Consider the following 16,180-nt stretch of genomic DNA (forward strand, 5'->3'; position numbering starts at 1 on the left):
TGTCCTACGAATGAGGGATCGTGCGCCTTCGCCTGTTCTCCGCCGCCACGGCTGCCGTGGTCGCCGCCGCCGTGCTCGTGCCCGGCGTGGCCAGTGCCGACGACGTCCCGGTCCTCCCCGCCGGGTTCGTCTTCACCGACCAGCGCAGCGGCCAGGAGCCGTTCGAGCTGACCGACTTCGCCCACCTCGCCGACGGCAGCGTGCTGACGACCGGCAAGAAGGGCACCGTGGCGTGGGTGCCGACGGCCGGGGAGCCGCGCACCATCGCGACCCTGCCGACGCGCTCCAGCGGCGACCTGGGGCTGACCGGGCTCGCGCTGGCCAACGACTTCGCCACCACGCGGCAGCTCTACCTGGTGCGAGCGCTCAACGTCGGCGCGGGCAAGGAGCTGCGGATGAGCCGGTGGACGCTCACCCTCAACGCGCAGCAGCAGCCGAACGGGCTCGCCAACGAGGTCCCGCTGCTGCAGATCCCGGGCAACACCGACATCCACGGCATCACCGGCCTGGCGGTCGGACCGGACGACTCGATCTGGGTCTCGGTCGGTGACAGCGCGGGTGTGCGCTACTCCGAGGGCGCGACCCCGGACAACGTGGACAAGTTCGCGTTGAAGTCCCTTGAGGTCGACGAGCCCTACGGCAAGCTCTTCCGGCTCAACCCGGACGGCAGCGGCGCGCAGAGCAATCCCTTCTACCAGGCCGAAAACCCGCGTTCGTGGCGGAGCAAGGTCTACGCGAGCGGCTTCCGCAGCCCGTTCCGCTTCTCGCTCGACCCGTCCTCGGGCGCCCCGGTGCTCGCCGACGTGGGGTGGGAGCGGCGCGAGGAGATCAACCTCGTCCAGCCAGGCCAGAACTACAAGTGGCCGTGCTGGGAGGGCGACATCCAGACGCCCGCCTACAGCCTGATTCCCTTGTGCGCCAGCACGGTCAACACCCCGCCGCTGCTGTCCTACATCCGCAGCGAGGGCAACGCGGTCGCGGGCGGCATCGTGTACTCCGGCACCGCCTACCCCGCGGAGTACCGGGGCGCCTACTTCTACGGCGACTACGCCCAGAAGAAGATCTGGACGTTGCGCTACAACCAGGACGGCACGCTGGTGCCCGGCTCGGTGAAGCCGCCGTTCGGCACGCAGGTCGGCGGGCCGGTGAAGTTCGGCGCGGCCAGCAACGGCGACATCGTGATCGCCGACATCTACTCCGGCCAGCTGCGCAGGCTGAGCTACTCCTCGGCCAACCACGCGCCGATCGCGAAGGCCACCTCCAAGACGACCCCGGCCACGCGCGAGGTCACCTTCGACGCGAGCAAGTCCTACGACTTCGACGGTGACGCGCTGACCTACAAGTGGGACTTCGGCGACGGCACCACCGGCGAAGGCATCACCGTCACGCACAAGTACACGACCAGCCAGAGCGTTCTCACCGCGAAGCTGACCGTGACGGACGCGCTCGGCAAGACGGGCACGGCGCAGCTGACCGTGGCGCCGTCGAACAACGCTCCGACGATCACCCTCACCAAGCCACCCGCGAACAAGGTCTTCGCGATCAACGACCCGGTGCAGCTGAGCGCGACCGCCACCGACGTCGAGGACGGCGCGCTGACGGTGACGTGGAGCAGCGACCTCGTGCACTGCCCGACCAACGCCGCGTGCCACTCGCACCCGGACGTGGGTGGGACCGGGCAGAACTTCGGCATGCCGTTCACCGACCACCCCGAGTCCCGCGTGGACATCACCGCGAAGGCCACCGACCGCTACGGCGTGACCACCACGGAGTCCTACTCGGCGCTGCCGTGGCAGCAGCGGCTCACCGTGGCCAGCAACATCCCGGCGGGCGTGCGCATCGGCTCCAACGGCGCGACGACCACCGCGTTGATGACCGTGGGCTCCGAGGTCGGGATCGAGGCGGCTGAGCTGGCCTCCGACGGCGCGGCGACGTTCGCGAAGTGGACCGACGGCTCCGCCGCGCGCACTCGCAACGTGATCATGGGGCAGGCCGACATCACCGTCACGGCGGACTACGTGACGCCGATCGACAAGCGCTACGAGGGCGATGCCGCGCTGCGCGAGCAGTTCGGCGCCCCGCTCGCGCCGGAGGTCTCCGAGGGCGGGCTGCGCTACCGCGAGTACGAGCGCGGGCGGCTCTACTGGACGCCCGCTGACGGGGTGAAGGCCGTCCACGGCGCGATCCTGGCCACCTACCTGGCCAACGGCGGGCACTCGCGGCTCGGCGCGCCGAGCACCGACGAGCTGCCGACGCCGGACGGCTCCGGGCGCTTCAACCACTTCGCGGGCACGCCGTACAGCGGCTACGCGTCGGTGTACTGGACCCCGCAGATCGGCGCCGTGGCGATCTGGGGCGACATCCGGGGAGCGTGGGCGCGCACGGGCTGGGAGGCCGGACCGCTGGGCTACCCGATCACCAGCGAGTCCGGGACGCCCGACGGGACCGGCCGGTTCAACCACTTCAGCAAGAACGGCTCGGTCTACTGGACCCCGGCGACCGGCGCGCAGGCCATCTACGGCGACATCCGCAAGGCGTGGGAGCGCACCGGCTGGGAGGCCGGACCGCTGGGCTACCCGACGACCGACGAGATGGGCACCCCGGACGGCGTCGGCCGCTACAACCACTTCAGCAAGGGCGGGTCGGTCTACTGGACCGGGACGACCGGGGCGCACGACATCTACGGCGCGATCAAGGCGCGCTGGGCGCAGCTGGGCTGGGAGCGGTCCTACCTCGGCTACCCGACCTCCGGCGAGCTGGACGTGCCGGGCGGGCGCAGGAACCTGTTCCAGAACGGGAAGATCACCTGGGAGCGGGCGACGGGCAAGGTGACCGACTCCCGCTGACGAAGACCACCTGAATGTCCTTTGTGGACAGATGGCGGCGACGGTGTGCAGGGCGCCGTCGCCGCCGTCTTTTTCTCCCCCGACCGCACCTATCCGAGCAAGATCGAATCCCCGTACCTTGCACGGATGCATCCAGGGCTTGAGATCGCGAAGACACTCGCGCGCATCGGCGGCCACGTCGTTCGCGAGCGGCTGACCAGCACTCGCGCGACGAACGCGGCGGACATCCCCGTCTCCGGCAAGGAGATCACCACGGCATGGCTGACCGCCGTGCTCGGCGGGGAGGTCACCTCCTTCAGCACCGAGGACGTCAGCAGCGGGACCTCCTCCCGTTGGCGGATCACGGTGACCTACAAGGAGACCGGGCGGCGGACGGACCTGCCGACGGCGTTCTTCGTGAAAACCACGCGCGGCTTCAAACAGCGGCTCACGCTGAGCCTGGCGCACGTGCTGGACGGGGAACCGAACTTCTTCGAGCACCTGCGGCCCGAACTGGACATTGAGGCGGCGCGCGGCTTCCACGGCGCGGCAGACCTGGCGTCGGGGCGCTCGATCTCGCTGATGGAGGACATCGCGGCGTCGAGGGGCGCGACGTTCTGCACGCCGAAGACGCCGATCTCGCGCGCGGAGATCGAGGACCTGCTCTCCGCGATGGCGCACTGGCACGGGCGGTTCTGGGACTCCGAGGAGCTGCGCGGGCACGGTTGGCTGAAGCCGCCGAGCGGGCACTTCGACAACCTGGACCGGCTCATCGGCTTCGCCAAGCGCTGCGAGGTCGGGGCGAAGCGGGCCCGCTCGGTCATCCCTGACGCGCTGATCCCCTTGCAGGACAAGCTCTATCGCGGTCTCGAACGCTCGCTGACCATCGCGAGCGAGGGGCCGCTGACGCTGCTGCACGGTGATTCACACGTGGGCAACACCTACCGCACCTCGGCGGGGCGGATGGGCTTCACCGACTGGCAGATCGTGATGCGCGGCAGCTGGGCCTTCGACTTCGCCTACACCGTCAACTCCGGGCTGGACCTCGCCAACCGGCGGGCGTGGGCGCGGGAACTGCTGGAGTTCTACCTGGAGCGCCTGGCCGAGGCGGGTGCGCAGGCCCCGGGCGCCGACGCCGCGTGGCTGGCCTACCGCAGGCAGTCGTTCTTCCCGTACTTCGTCTGGCTGGCCACGATCGGCCACAGCGCGATCCAGCCGAAGTACCAGCCCGACGAGGTCAGTCTCGGCATCATCGAGCGCACCGGCGTCGCGCTGCTGGAACTGGACGGCCTAGCGGCACTGGAGGAGTAGGCCCGGGAACGACGAAACCGCCGCTCCCCGAGGGAAGCGGCGGTTTCGCGGAATGACTCAGAAGTAGTAGCCGACGCCCAGGAAGACGACCCAGGCCAGGCCGAGGGCCTGCAACCAGCGGTCCTTGAGCACGATCTCCTCGGGCTCACCGCCGTTGCCGCTGTCCACGTCGACCGCGTAGCGCAGGATCGCGATCACGAACGGCACCATCGAGACGACCGACCAGTCGGAACCGACGCGCTCGCCGATCTCGAACGCCCACAGGCCGTAGGTCATGATCACCATGGCCGCGGCGATGGCCCAGACGAAGCGCAGGTAGCTGGCGGTGTAGCTCTCCAGCGACTTGCGGATCTTGGCACCGGTGCGCTCGGCGAGGCGGATCTCCGCGTAGCGCTTGCCCGCCACCATGAACAGCGAACCGAACGCGGTCACCAGCAGGAACCACTGGGACAGCGCGATACCGGTCGCGGCACCACCGGCGATGGCGCGCATCAGGAAGCCGGAGGCGACGATGCACATGTCGATCACCGGCTGGTGCTTCAGGCCGAAGCAGTAGCCCAGCTGCACGACCTGGTAGACCGCGATGATGATGACCAGGTCCCAGCTGGCCGTCATGGAGACGGCGAGCGAGCCGAGCAGCAGCGCGACGGCGGTGCCGAAGGCCAGCGGCACCGGCACGATGCCCGCGGCGATCGGCCGGTTGCGCTTGGTCGGGTGCGCGCGGTCGGCCTCGACGTCCTTGCTGTCGTTGACCAGGTAGATCGCCGAGGCCGCCAGCGAGAACGCCACGAAGGCGATCAGCGCCTTGAACAGCACGTCGACGTTGCTGACCTGGCCTGCGGCGAAGGGCGCCGCGAGGACGAGGACGTTCTTGATCCACTGGCGCGGCCGCGCGGCCTTGATCAGACCCCTGGTGGTGCGCACCAGGCTGGGCTTGTTCTCACCTGGTTCCACGGCGGCGGTCTCCGGGGCGGAGGTGGTCATGGTCACTCCGAACGTTCGGATTTGCGCAGCCAGCGGCTGACGCCGGCGCCGATCGTGGCGCCGAGTACGGACCCGGCCAGCACGTCTGTCGGGTAGTGCACGCCCAGCACGAGGCGGCTGAGCAGCATCGGCGGCACCAGCAGCGGGGTGAGCCGCTTGCCGGTGAGCCCGCCGTAGATCACCGCGGCCGCAGCGGTCGAGGTGGCGTGCGAGGACGGGAAGCTGAGCTTGCTCGGCGTCCCGACCAGGATCTCCACGTCAGGGCTGTCCGGACGGGGCCTGCGCACCACGCGCTTGACCGCGATCGAGGCGCCGTGCGCGGCCGCGACACCCGCCGCGCCGACCAGCCACTGCTTGCGGCGCTTGCGGTCCACCACCGCGCCGAGCGCGCCGATGGCGAGCCAGCCCGCGGCGTGCTCGCCGAAGAACGACATCGCCTTGGCCGCCTTCACCACGGGGGGCTTGGCGATCCGGCGCTGCACCTCGGACAGGGCGGCGGTTTCCTGCGTAGACATCTTTCTCCAGCTCTTAACGTGTGAGACGCGAGGTCGCGTTTCACGAGTCTCGTTCGATGAGGGTCGGGATCGAGGTCGTTCCTGGCAAGACGGCGGGAAGACCGCGTACCGGTGTTGTACGTGGGCTTTCCGACGGCGCAGCCAGGGGCGGGCTCGGCCATCGCGAACATGGACTTGTGAAACACGACCTGAGCCCGAGACCGCGCGCTTTACTTCTGGACGCGCGGTCCCGGGCCGGTGTTGCGTCAGGAGCCGAACAGCTGCTTCCACGCGTCCCGGCTGGAGAGCTGCGGCAGCGCCTGGCGGTACTCGCGCTGCACCCGCGGCCACTCCTTGGCCAGCCGCCTGTGGTTGTTCAGCGCCCGGGCCATCAGCTGCTTGAACAGCTTCGGGTCCCGGCGGCGGAAGGCGACCCCGCTGCCGTCGGCGTTGGAGACCGTCGCGCTGTCCAGCGCGCCGAGCAGGAACCAGCGTCCGGCCTGGGCCGAAACGTTGATCTGCGGGCGGTCGATGGCCTCGCGGTCGGGCTCCTTCAGGTGGTGCGCCAGCGACAGCGCGGCACGGGCCGCGATGACCACCGGGTTCACCGGCGGCTTGAGCAGGCGCTCAGCCTTCACCGGGTCGAACGTCGGCGGCGGGAACTCCCGTGCCGAGGGCAGGATGTGCGCGTCGCTGTACTCGTTGCGGATCTTCAGGATCTCCGGGCGCTTGCTGCCCAGGGTCTCGAAGAGCTTGTCCGGCCCCTCCAGGAAGTCCTCGATCGCCTTCTGGTGCAGGGCGACCGTGGAGTACTCCATGGAGAACAGGTGCCGCAGCGAGAGCTTGAGCCCCTGCTTGAGCAGCGGCCCGCGCACGTCGTACGGGCTGTGCAGCGCGGCCATGATCAGCCGGTTGCGGACGTGGAAGTACGCCGTCCAGTCGGTGGCGTCGTCCTTGTCCGTCCACGGCATGTGCCACACCGCGGCGCCCGGCAGCGACACGGTCGGGAAACCGTGCGCACCCGCGCGCAGCGCGTACTCGGCGTCGTCCCACTTGATGAACAACGGGAGCGGCAGGCCGATCTCGTCGATCACCTGGCGCGGGAACAGGCACATCCACCAGCCGTTGTAGGTGCCGTGGATCCGCAGGTGCAGCTCCTCGGTCTCCCGCAGCGGCTCCTCGCCGAAGTCGTGGTCGGTGACCGCGCCCGGTGCCTTGCGCCACGTGGCCGACTTGAGGTCGACGACCTCGCCGAAGCTGTGCAGCCGGGCCCTGGCCTGGAGGTTGAGCATGTGCCCGCCGACGACCACCGGGCTGGCCGCCGCACGCGCGAAGGCGTTGGCGCGCAGCACGCTGTCCGGCTCCAGCCGGATGTCGTCGTCGAGCAGCAGGATCTGCTCGCAGTCGGTGTTCTCCATGCCCTCGTAGAGCGCACGGGTGAAGCCACCGGAACCGCCGAGGTTGGCCTGCTCGATGACCTCCAGCTTGTCCCCGAGGCGGCGGACCGCCTCCGGGTAGCCCGGCTCGTCGCGGACCCTCTTGCCGCCCTGGTCGACGACGAAGACCTTGCCGACCACGTCGAGCACGGCCGGGTCCTCACCCAGCGCGTGCAGCGCGATGACCGCGTCCTGCGGGCGGATCGTGCAGATGCCGACGGAGACCTTCTGCTCCGGCAGGTCCTTGTCGGTGGACCAGACGGCGTCCTTGATCTCCAGCTGGGCGTCCTCGGTGAAGACGTCGAACCAGATCCAGCCGCCGTCCTCGAAGGGCTGCAGCGAGACGTGGAACTCCAGCACGGTCCAGTTCTTGGCACCGCGAACGGCCTTGCCCTGCAGGTGCACGATGTCGCCGCTGGGCTTGGAGCGGTACACGTCCACCCGGCCCGAGCCGCGGACCGTCATCCGCAGCACGACGTCGCTGACCCACGTCCACCGCTTCCAGTAGGAGGCGGGGAAGGCGTTGAAGTACGCGGCGAAGGAGGTCTTCGTCGAGGACGGGACCGTCACCGAGCGGCGCGAGGTGAAGTGCACCCGGTTCGAGACGTTGGACGGCTCGTCCACGTACAGCGGACGGACGTCCAACGGGTCCTCGTCGCGCGGGAAGATCACCCGCTGGAGGACGCGGTTGGCGGGGACCTCGCTGTTGCGTCCCGCCACGCGGACCGAGCTGACATCGCTCAGCTTGGCGTCCGGCGCGTCGTCACGCCCCTGCGCGGTCGCGGTGCTCTGCTGCTCGGCCACTTCTCTTCAATCCTCCAGCGAACCGTCGAACGCGCGGCCCTCGGTGAAGTACGGCGCGATCTTGTTGTCGAACATGCTCATCGCCGATCCGATGGCCATGTGCATGTCGAGGTACTTGTAGGTGCCGAGACGACCGCCGAAGAGGACCTTGTTGTTCTTGGCCTCCGCCTTCGCCAGCTCGCGGTAGCGCTCCAGCTTGGTGCGGTCGTCCGAGGTGTTGATGGGGTAGTACGGCTCGTCTTCCTTCTCCGCGGCGCGGGAGTACTCGCGGACGATGACCGTCTTGTCCGTCGGGTAGTCGCGCTCGGGGTGGAAGTGCCGGAACTCGTGGATGCGGGTGTACGGGGCGTCCGCGTCGTTGTAGTTCATGACGGGCGTGCCCTGGAAGTCACCGATCGGCAGCACCTCGGGCACCAGGTCGACGGTGCGCCAGCCCAGCCAGCCCTCGGCGTAGTCGAAGTAGCGGTCCAGCGCGCCCGTGTAGACGATCGGCGTGCCCTGCGGGATGTCGTTCTTGATGTCGAAGAAGTCCGTGCTCAGCCGAACCTCGATGTTCGGGTGGTCGGCCATCTTCTCCAGCCACGCGGTGTAGCCGTTGACCGGCAGACCCTCGTAGGTGTCGTTGAAGTACCGGTTGTTGAAGGTGTAGCGGACCGGGAGGCGGGAGATGACCGCGGCGGGCAGCTCCTTCGGGTCGGTCTGCCACTGCTTCGCGGTGTAGTCCCGCACGAACGCCTCGTAGAGGGGGCGACCGATCAGGGAGATCGCCTTCTCCTCCAGGTTCTTGGCGTCCTTGGAGTCGATCTCGGAGGCCTGCTCGGCCACCCACTTCTTCGCGTCCTCGGGCGAGACGTACTTGCCGAGGAACTGGGACAGCAGCCCCAGGCCCATCGGGAACTGGTACGCCTGTCCCTTGTGCATGGCGAACACGCGGTGCTGGTAGTCGGTGAACTCAGTGAACTGGTTCACGTAGTCCCAGACGCGTTTGTTCGACGTGTGGAAGAGGTGGGCACCGTAGCGGTGCACCTCGATACCGGTCTCTGGTTCGGCCTCGGAGTACGCGTTGCCTCCGATGTGGTCGCGGCGGTCGATGATCAGCACTCGCTTGTCCAGCTGGCTGGCGACGCGCTCGGCAACCGTAAGGCCGAAGAGTCCGGAACCGACGACAATCAGGTCATAGCCTGCGAAGCTCACGGTTGGCCAGGGTACCGACGTCCCGACGACGATCCGAACCGGCCCTGTCAAGGGCTTGATCAGGTGTTATCACTCACCGCGCTCGCGGCTTCCAGGACACGCCGACGTCAGCCCTTCCCGCGCCCCGGAAAGTGCCCCCGTTCGGCCTACCCCCCGATGCGGCCGGCTCCCGCCGCCGCCGCTGCTGAACAGCCGCGACCCCGTCGAGGCACTCCGGCGGCAACCCGAAAGACATCCATCTGTCAGGTGATCGGCGCGCCCGCGCAACCGCGACCGTTCGGACACGCAACGTAGTCACGGGGCGTGGCCCAGATCGCCCCGAGACCTGGCGCACAAACTTCGTTTCCACCCAGCCTGAAGCACCTTGGCACGTCGCGAACACTCGCCCCGGAAGGTACTGGTGTCTTCAAGACCCGCAAACCCCCTCACGGTCATCGTTAACCGCCCCAAACCCAGCGCGGCCCAAAGTGTGCCGTCGTTGAAGACCGCTGGGACGGGGGTCATGTGGTCTTGAAGACCGGCAAACCCCAGCGGCTCGCCGGACACGGTCTGGGCTGGGTTCTGCGGACCGGCCCACCTGCTCTGGTGGATGCCGGTCTAGCCATTTCGGGCGCCAGTACCACCGTTTGCCCCGAACCCCGAAACGGCCAACGGCAGCAAACCGTGGGGTTTGCTGCCGTTGGAGACCCCGGCGAGCGGGGTTTGCGGGTCTTGAAGACTGCCGAACCTCGGCAGCGATCAGGAGGAGCGGCGGCGGCGTTGGACGAGGGTGAGGACCAGTGCGGCCAGGAGGCCGACGACAGCGCCCCCCACGCCGATCCAGAGGCCAGGAGGCGTCCACGTGAGCGCCAGGCGCCCAGAGGAGACGTCAGCGGGCAGGTCGACGGTGACGAGGCCGCCGGGGCCGTTGCGCACCTCGACGGGCTTGCCGTCCACGGTCGCCTTGTAGCCCGGCCAGTTCAGCCGAGCGAACGTCATGGACAGCGGGCCCTTGGCGGTTCCGCGCTCGAAGGCCACGGATTCCTTGTGCTGGGCGGGCATCGCGTCCTCGGTGACCTTCATGCCGGGCGTGGTGCGGCTGAGCCGGGCGGCACCCCAGTCGGGCATGTCGCGCTCACGCCGGAGCACGGTGACGTAGTCCGTGCGCTCGGCGACCTTCCAGCCCTTCGGCACGTACGGCACGTCGATCAGCGCGCGCTGCACGACGATCGTGCGCACCTTGATCAGGTCGGCGAGCACGCCCTCGGGGGTCGAGGTCCACAGGTTGGAGAAGGTGTCGCCGGGGCAGTCGCGCACCTTGGCGCCGCCGTAGTCGTTGAGGCACAAGGCTTTGTGGAACGGCTTGAAGCCCATGCCGGAGTACGAGGTCGTGGTGTCCACGCCCGCGACGCGGTAGACGTTGCCGAACAACAGGTCGCGCCACACGGCGGTGTCGGGCTCCAGGAACTGGCCCTTGCCCTTGTAGATCACGGGATCGCGGTCGGCGACCTGGACCATGGTGCCGGGGTAGCGCGCGGCGAAGGTCTTCAGCTCCGCGACGGAACTGGGGAAGCCGTAGGGCGCCACGTCGCGGTTGATCGGGAACCACACGATCTGGAGCAGCAGCGCCGCCGCCGTACCGACGTGCAGCACCGCGACGAGCGGACGGCTGCCGCCGCGCCGGAACAGGATCACCGCGAGCGCGACGAGCACGCCGAGCAGCAGCACCGCGACGACGTGCCACACCGCGATCTTCGGCCAGGACGAGAACGACAGGTACGCGGTGACCGCGAGCCCACCGACGGTGATCCACGCGCGACGGCGGACGTGGTCGCGGCGCAGCCCGGCGGAGAGCAGCACGGCGAAGAGCACCATCACCGCGAGGTAGAAGTACTCCACCAGGCGCAGCGGCCACCGGAACATCCAGAAGTTCGACGGGCCGAGCGTGGCGACCAGGTACACGCCGCCGATCACAAGCACGCCGAGCAGCTGCCGCCAGCGCCGGCGCAGCACCGACCAGTCGATCCACGCCAGCAGCGGCACCACGAACCACGCCAGGTACATGGCGGGGAAGGTCATCCGCACGGAGATCGTGGAGAACGAGTGGATGCCCGGCACGTAGCTCGGCAGGCTCGAACTGAGGTAGTCCTGCAACGACGGCACGAGCTGCGCGTTGTTGAACAGCTCCTTGCTGTTGCGCCAGCTGACGCCGGAGTTGCCCAGCAGCGGCAGGAACACCAGCAGCGCAACGCCGCCGACCGTGGCGCCGAGCGCGAACAGGCGCACGATCGCCTTGCGCGCGCGGAACTCGATCATCAGCACGAGCAGCACGAGCCCGACGCCGAGCAGGCCGTAGGGGTTGCCGACGGTCACGCACAACGCGCCGAACAGGAACGGCCAGATGGTGCCGATGCGACCGCGCGCGAGCTTGCGGGCAGCCCACCAGAAGTGCGGCACCCACGCGAAGGCCATCAGCCCGGCGATCCAGATGCTGGCTTCGAAGTACAGCGTGAAGCCGGAGAACGGCAGTGCGACCGCGACGGCCGAGGCGGCCCAGCGCGAAGCCCCGTACTCGCGGGCGAGGAAGTAGACGCCGAGCGCGAGGACGACCATGAACTCGGCCTTGACCACGGCACCGGCGCTGGCCAGGTCGTCGAAGTTCGCGACGAGCAGGTAGTTGAGCAGGTTGACCGGGTTCCACACGCCGAACATGGCCTCGGCGGTGAGGTTCCCGCCGATCCACGCCTCGGTGTCCAGCAGCAGCGGGAAGTCACCGGACATCAGCCGCTGGCCGAGCCGGTACCACATCGGCAGGAACTGGGCCGCGCTGTCGTCCCAGTAGTAGAAGACGCGGTTGACCAGCACCGGGATCTGCGACAGCACGGCGACGAGCACCGCGACGCCGACCGGAACTCCGAAGCGCAGCAGGGGCTTGTCGCTCTTACCGTCCACAGTGGACTCAACGGGTCCGGTGGACGCAGGGGTGGCGGTCGTCACCGCGGGTTCTCCTGTGGGGCGGCGGCGAGCGCGCTCGCGGCGGCTGGACGATCGGTGAGCACGAACTTCGCGACCAGGTAGGTGATCGGGATGGACACGGCCATCGTGATCAGCGGCGCGTGGTCCTCGTTCATGCGGACGACGTCGACGAGCAGGTAGAGGCCGACGGTCTGCACGAGGAAGCTCGTGGCGTTGGACAACGGGAAGAGCAGGAACTTCCGCCAGGTCGGCCGCACCTTGAAGGTGAAGTAGCAGCTGAGGAAGTACGAGCCGACCATGGCGATCAGGAACGCCGAGATGTGCGCGACCTGGTAGTGCGCGACCTGGCCGATCAGCAGGTAGAGGCCGTAGTAGACGCCGGTGTTGATCGCGCCGACGACCGCGAACCGGACGACCCGATCGTATTTGCCGAAGTTCACTTCGCCGTCGATTCCGGGTGGCCGTGCACCTGCACGTGCTGGAGGAACTCCGCGTGCTCCATCGCCTCGGTGCCGAGCGCGACGGTGACCGGGGTGTCCCCGCTGGACTCCTTGACCAGGAAGTGCGGGCGCCGCTTGCTCTCGTAGTAGATGCGGCCCAGGTACTCGCCCATCACGCCGAGGAACAGCAGTTGCAGTCCGCCGAAGGCGATCACGCCGACCATCACGGTCGCGTAGCCGGGGGTGTCCACCCCGCCGATGATCGAGTCGAGGATGACGTACACCGCGTAGATGAACGCCAGCCCCGTGGTGAGCAGGCCCAGGTAGATGGCCATCCGGAGCGGTTTGCTGTTGAACGACACGACGCCGTCGATGCCGTAGTTGAGCAGCTTGCCGAAGGTCCACTTGGTCTCGCCGTGCTGGCGCTGGACGTTCTCGTAGGGCACGACCGCGGTGTCGAAGCCGATCCAGGAGAACAGGCCCTTGGAGAAGCGGTTGTACTCGCCGAGGGACAGCAGCGCCTTGACCGCGCGCTTGGACAGCACGCGGAAGTCGCCGACGCCGTCCTTCAGCTCGACGTCCACCAGCTTGTTGATCACGCGGTAGTACAGCCGCGAGACCAGCGTGCGGACGGGCTTGTCGCCCTTGCGGGTGCGCCGCGCCACGACCTGGTCGTAGCCGTGGCCGAGCAGCTCGACCATCTTCGCCAGCAGCTCCGGCGGGTGCTGGAGGTCGGCGTCCATCAGCGCGACGGCGTCGCCGGTCGCCTGGGACAGCCCGGCCAGCATCGCGGCTTCCTTGCCGAAGTTCCTGCTGAGCGCGATGAACCGGAACCTGGTGTCCTCGGCGCAGATGCGACGCAGCTCGTCGAGGGTTCCGTCGGAGCTGCCGTCGTCGACGAGCAGGACCTCGAACTCCTCCGCCGCCACCGCCAGCACAGTGCTGAGGGCGTCGTGGAGATGCTGAAGACCGCGCTCCTCGTTGAAACACGGCACGACTACGGACAGACGCACGGCCACTCCCCCAAACGGCCCACCGGGCCGCTCCGCCAAGCTATCACGCTCGGTACGACGCTTCAGCTGAGCTTCAGGTTGCCTTGCTATAGGCCCCGAGTTCTCCTCGCTTCGCCCTTGGCTAACGTCGCCACCATGCGTCGCAGTGGAGTATCGGTTGTTCTGGTGGCGGTGCTCGCGGCGGCCTTGTTCTCCTGCACGGAGCCCGTCGCGGTCCCACCTGCGACGAACCCCGGCTCAGCTCCGGAGGTCCGCCACCTGCAGGTGGTCGCGCACCAGGACGACGACATCCTGTTCATGAACCCTGACGTCAGTACCGCGATAAAGGTTGGCCAGCCCGTCGCGACGGTTTATCTGACGGCGGGTGAGGCCAACGTCGCGGACACCTCCGGCTACGCCGCGAAGCGTCAGGCGGGAACGCGCGCGGCTTATGCGCGAATGGCTCGCGTTCGTGATGAGTGGAATGCGGAACCGCTTGTTCTTGATCATGATCACCGCGTCGAGCTTTACACCCTGAAAGCCCGCCCCTCCGTGCAGTTGGTGTTCGTGAACCTGCCGGAGAACGCCGACACGAAGGCGCTCGGCGGCCCGCGCGCGCTCGTGCGGCTGTGGCAGGACCGCGCGAACGCTGTGCACGTGCGCGCGCTCAAGCCGACCGGTGGGATCGAGGGCGTCAACTGCCTCTACGACCGCCAGTCGGTGATCGACACGCTCGTCGGGCTCTACGCGCACTTCCGGCCGACCGTGCTCCGGTCGCAGGACACCGCGCCCGACCGCCGCTACACCGGGAACTGGGTGCCCTTCCACGACCACCCCGACCACGTGATGGCCGCGCTGTTCGCCAGGGAGGCCGCCGACCTCTACCAGCGCTCGGCCACGGCTCCGCGCTTCGTGTCAGTGGGCTACCGCGACTACAACGTGGACGAGGCGCCGATCAACATCACGCCCGAGGAGCAGCGCGAGAAGCTGGACACCTTCTCCGCCTACGTCCCGCACGACGACCAGGTCAGCATGGGCGGCCCCTACGACGCGTGGGCGCGGCGCACGTACTACCGCTGGCCGCGCGGAGTGAACTGGGTGGACGCCGACAAGGCCGGGCGCCTGCGCGCGTTCGCCGTGCTCGGCGGGCGGCTCGTGCGGTGGGAGGAGACCGACAGCGAGTGGACCGGTCCGGTCCCCGCAGCCGACCCCGGAGGGCCGCTCGCTCCCACGATTTCCGTTGCGGGACAACAGGTTTTCGCGCGACGCCTGGACACCAACGACATCGTCGCGCTGTCCGGGACGAGCTGGGCGAACCTCGGCAACCCCAACAGCGGCGGAGCGCGGCAGCTCGACGGCGGCGCACCTGTCGCGGTCGCGGTCAACGGCCAGCTGTCGGTGTTCGTCCGCAACGGCGGGGGCGGCGTGAGCATGCGGACCTCGCTGGACGGCCGGACCTGGCCGGCCGGGTGGGCCGACCTCGGCGGCTCCGACGTGCAGGACGGCATCGCGGTCGCTGCGGTCCGCGACGGGTGGGACCTGTTCGCGCCGACGCGGCAGGGCGTACTGCACTGGTCGCGCAAGGACTTCCGTGGAGCCGCTCGCCCGGACCCCGACTTCCGTGCTCCGGCACCGAGCGGACCGCTCACCGCGATCGGCGGCGACAAGCTCGCGCTGGCCTACCGCGTCGCGGACTCGGCGAACGTGGCGGTCGTGCGCGTCGGCAGCGCCCCTCAGCTGTTGCCCGCGCCCGGTGGCCTCGGCGCTCCGGGCTTGGCGTGGGCCGGTGACCGCCTCGCCGTCTTCGTGCGCGACCGCAACGCCGGGGTCTCCGTGTCGACGGGTGGCGCGTGGACCTCGGTGCCCGGCCAGGTCGTGGAAAGCCCGGCGACCACGGTGCGGGACAACAAGATCACGCTGTTCGCGCTCGGCCTCGACGGACGCCTGCTGACCAGCTCGCAGACCGCTCCCGGTGGCACCTTCCGCCCCTGGGTCCCCCTCGGCGGCTAGGCCGCGACGGGGCAGCACGGAGGTTCACCAGTCTTCAAGTACCACGAACCCCAGCGCAGGACGTCGCTGACGACGGCAAACCCCGGGTGGGGTTTGTGGCGGTTGGCGACCTCTGAAGCGGGGGTTTGCGGGTCTTGAAGACACCCGAACCCGGCGGCCTCAGGAGTCGAGGCGTTCGACGATCTTCGCGGCGAGCGCGTCGACGACCGTGCACGGGTCGACGTCCGGGAAGCGGCCGTTGATCAGTGAGACCCCGCCGACCTGGCCGTAGTCCAGGGTGAAGCGGGTGACGCAGCCCTTCACGCCCTTCTCGTCGACGTCGGCGGTCTGCACGCCGCGCCGGTTGCCGTACATGACGGGCTTGTCGCCGGGGTTCTTCGGGTCCACCCGGATCTTGGTGATCGAGCCCCAGATGACCAGGGTCATGAACGCCTTGAACGGCACGAGCTCGTTGTTGTCGAACGCGCACCCGTCGGAGTAGACCTCGTTGGGCTCCTGCGGGTTCGGTGGGCGGTGCCTGGGCGTGACGTCCTCGACGGTGCGGACGTCCAGCGGGAAGTCCTTCCAGCTGATGATCTTGCACGGGTCGAACGGCGCGGAGCCCGGCAGCCGGGACGTGGTGGTGGGCGGTGGTGTCGGCCCGGCCAGCGCCTCACCGCGCACCGGCTGGGCGCAACCGGCGGCGACGGTCGCGACGACGAGCAGGGCAGCGGTCAGGTGGGTACGCCTCACCAG

11 protein-coding genes are annotated in these 16,180 nt (G+C 68.9%); 3 read left to right on the forward strand and 8 right to left on the reverse strand.

Annotated elements, in window-relative coordinates:
* Positions 1-20 precede the first annotated feature (20 nt).
* Both ABD798_RS07455 and ABD798_RS07460 read left to right on the forward strand, forming a co-directional pair.
* On the forward strand, positions 21-2,846 hold the full coding sequence (locus ABD798_RS07455; RefSeq protein ID WP_344871995.1) for a PQQ-dependent sugar dehydrogenase: 2,826 nt from the start codon (positions 21-23) through the stop codon (positions 2,844-2,846).
* Positions 2,847-2,972: 126 nt separating this feature from the next.
* A complete protein-coding gene (locus ABD798_RS07460; RefSeq protein WP_344871997.1) occupies positions 2,973-4,136 on the forward strand; it encodes a phosphotransferase in 1,164 nt (387 codons plus the stop codon).
* A gap of 57 nt (positions 4,137-4,193) precedes the next feature.
* Here ABD798_RS07460 and ABD798_RS07465 read toward each other — a convergent pair whose 3' ends face one another.
* From ABD798_RS07465 to ABD798_RS07495, 7 genes are all read right to left on the reverse strand, one after another.
* Complete coding sequence (locus tag ABD798_RS07465; RefSeq protein WP_425549174.1) at positions 4,194-5,120, reverse strand: decaprenyl-phosphate phosphoribosyltransferase; 927 nt, start codon at positions 5,118-5,120, stop codon at positions 4,194-4,196.
* Between the two features lie 2 nt (positions 5,121-5,122).
* Positions 5,123-5,635, reverse strand: a complete 513-nt coding sequence (locus ABD798_RS07470; RefSeq protein ID WP_344872000.1) for a phosphatase PAP2 family protein — start codon at positions 5,633-5,635, stop codon at positions 5,123-5,125.
* Between the two features lie 245 nt (positions 5,636-5,880).
* On the reverse strand, positions 5,881-7,854 hold the full coding sequence (locus ABD798_RS07475; RefSeq protein WP_344872002.1) for a glycosyltransferase: 1,974 nt from the start codon (positions 7,852-7,854) through the stop codon (positions 5,881-5,883).
* 6 nt (positions 7,855-7,860) lie between these two features.
* Positions 7,861-9,048 (reverse strand): UDP-galactopyranose mutase, encoded by a 1,188-nt coding sequence (glf, locus tag ABD798_RS07480; protein WP_086820882.1) that lies wholly within the window; start codon positions 9,046-9,048, stop codon positions 7,861-7,863.
* A 738-nt stretch (positions 9,049-9,786) separates the two neighbouring features.
* The gene (locus tag ABD798_RS07485) at positions 9,787-12,024 is read right to left on the reverse strand and encodes a hypothetical protein (RefSeq protein WP_344872004.1); all 2,238 of its coding nucleotides are present in this window, start codon (positions 12,022-12,024) and stop codon (positions 9,787-9,789) included.
* Positions 12,021-12,443 carry a GtrA family protein gene (locus ABD798_RS07490; protein WP_344872006.1) on the reverse strand — a complete coding sequence of 141 codons (423 nt, stop codon included), beginning with the start codon at positions 12,441-12,443 and terminating at the stop codon, positions 12,021-12,023. Before ABD798_RS07490 ends, ABD798_RS07485 begins: the two co-directional genes overlap by 4 nt.
* On the reverse strand, positions 12,440-13,456 hold the full coding sequence (locus ABD798_RS07495) for a glycosyltransferase family 2 protein (protein WP_344872008.1): 1,017 nt from the start codon (positions 13,454-13,456) through the stop codon (positions 12,440-12,442). Before ABD798_RS07495 ends, ABD798_RS07490 begins: the two co-directional genes overlap by 4 nt.
* Positions 13,457-13,591: 135 nt before the next feature.
* On the opposite strand from ABD798_RS07495, the gene ABD798_RS07500 reads away from it, so the two are divergent.
* Positions 13,592-15,445, forward strand: coding sequence for a PIG-L family deacetylase (locus tag ABD798_RS07500; RefSeq protein ID WP_344872010.1), 1,854 nt, complete (start codon positions 13,592-13,594; stop codon positions 15,443-15,445).
* Positions 15,446-15,604: 159 nt separating this feature from the next.
* On the opposite strand, the gene ABD798_RS07505 is transcribed toward ABD798_RS07500, so the two are convergent.
* Entirely contained in the window at positions 15,605-16,177 is a 573-nt protein-coding gene (locus ABD798_RS07505) for a DUF3558 family protein (protein ID WP_344872013.1), read from the reverse strand.
* Positions 16,178-16,180: the final 3 nt, after the last annotated feature.

This window comes from Allokutzneria multivorans (assembly GCF_039537405.1).
Lineage (GTDB): Bacteria > Actinomycetota > Actinomycetes > Mycobacteriales > Pseudonocardiaceae > Allokutzneria > Allokutzneria multivorans.

Bases quoted from the DNA above. Each gene is read 5' to 3' on its own strand.
- ABD798_RS07460 (WP_344871997.1), top strand. From the start codon at position 2,973: ATGCATCCAGGGCTTGAGATCGCGAAGACACTCGCGCGCATCGGCGGC.
- ABD798_RS07465 (WP_425549174.1), bottom strand. From the start codon at position 5,120: ATGACCACCTCCGCCCCGGAGACCGCCGCCGTGGAACCAGGTGAGAAC.
- ABD798_RS07470 (WP_344872000.1), bottom strand. From the start codon at position 5,635: ATGTCTACGCAGGAAACCGCCGCCCTGTCCGAGGTGCAGCGCCGGATC.
- ABD798_RS07500 (WP_344872010.1), top strand. From the start codon at position 13,592: ATGCGTCGCAGTGGAGTATCGGTTGTTCTGGTGGCGGTGCTCGCGGCG.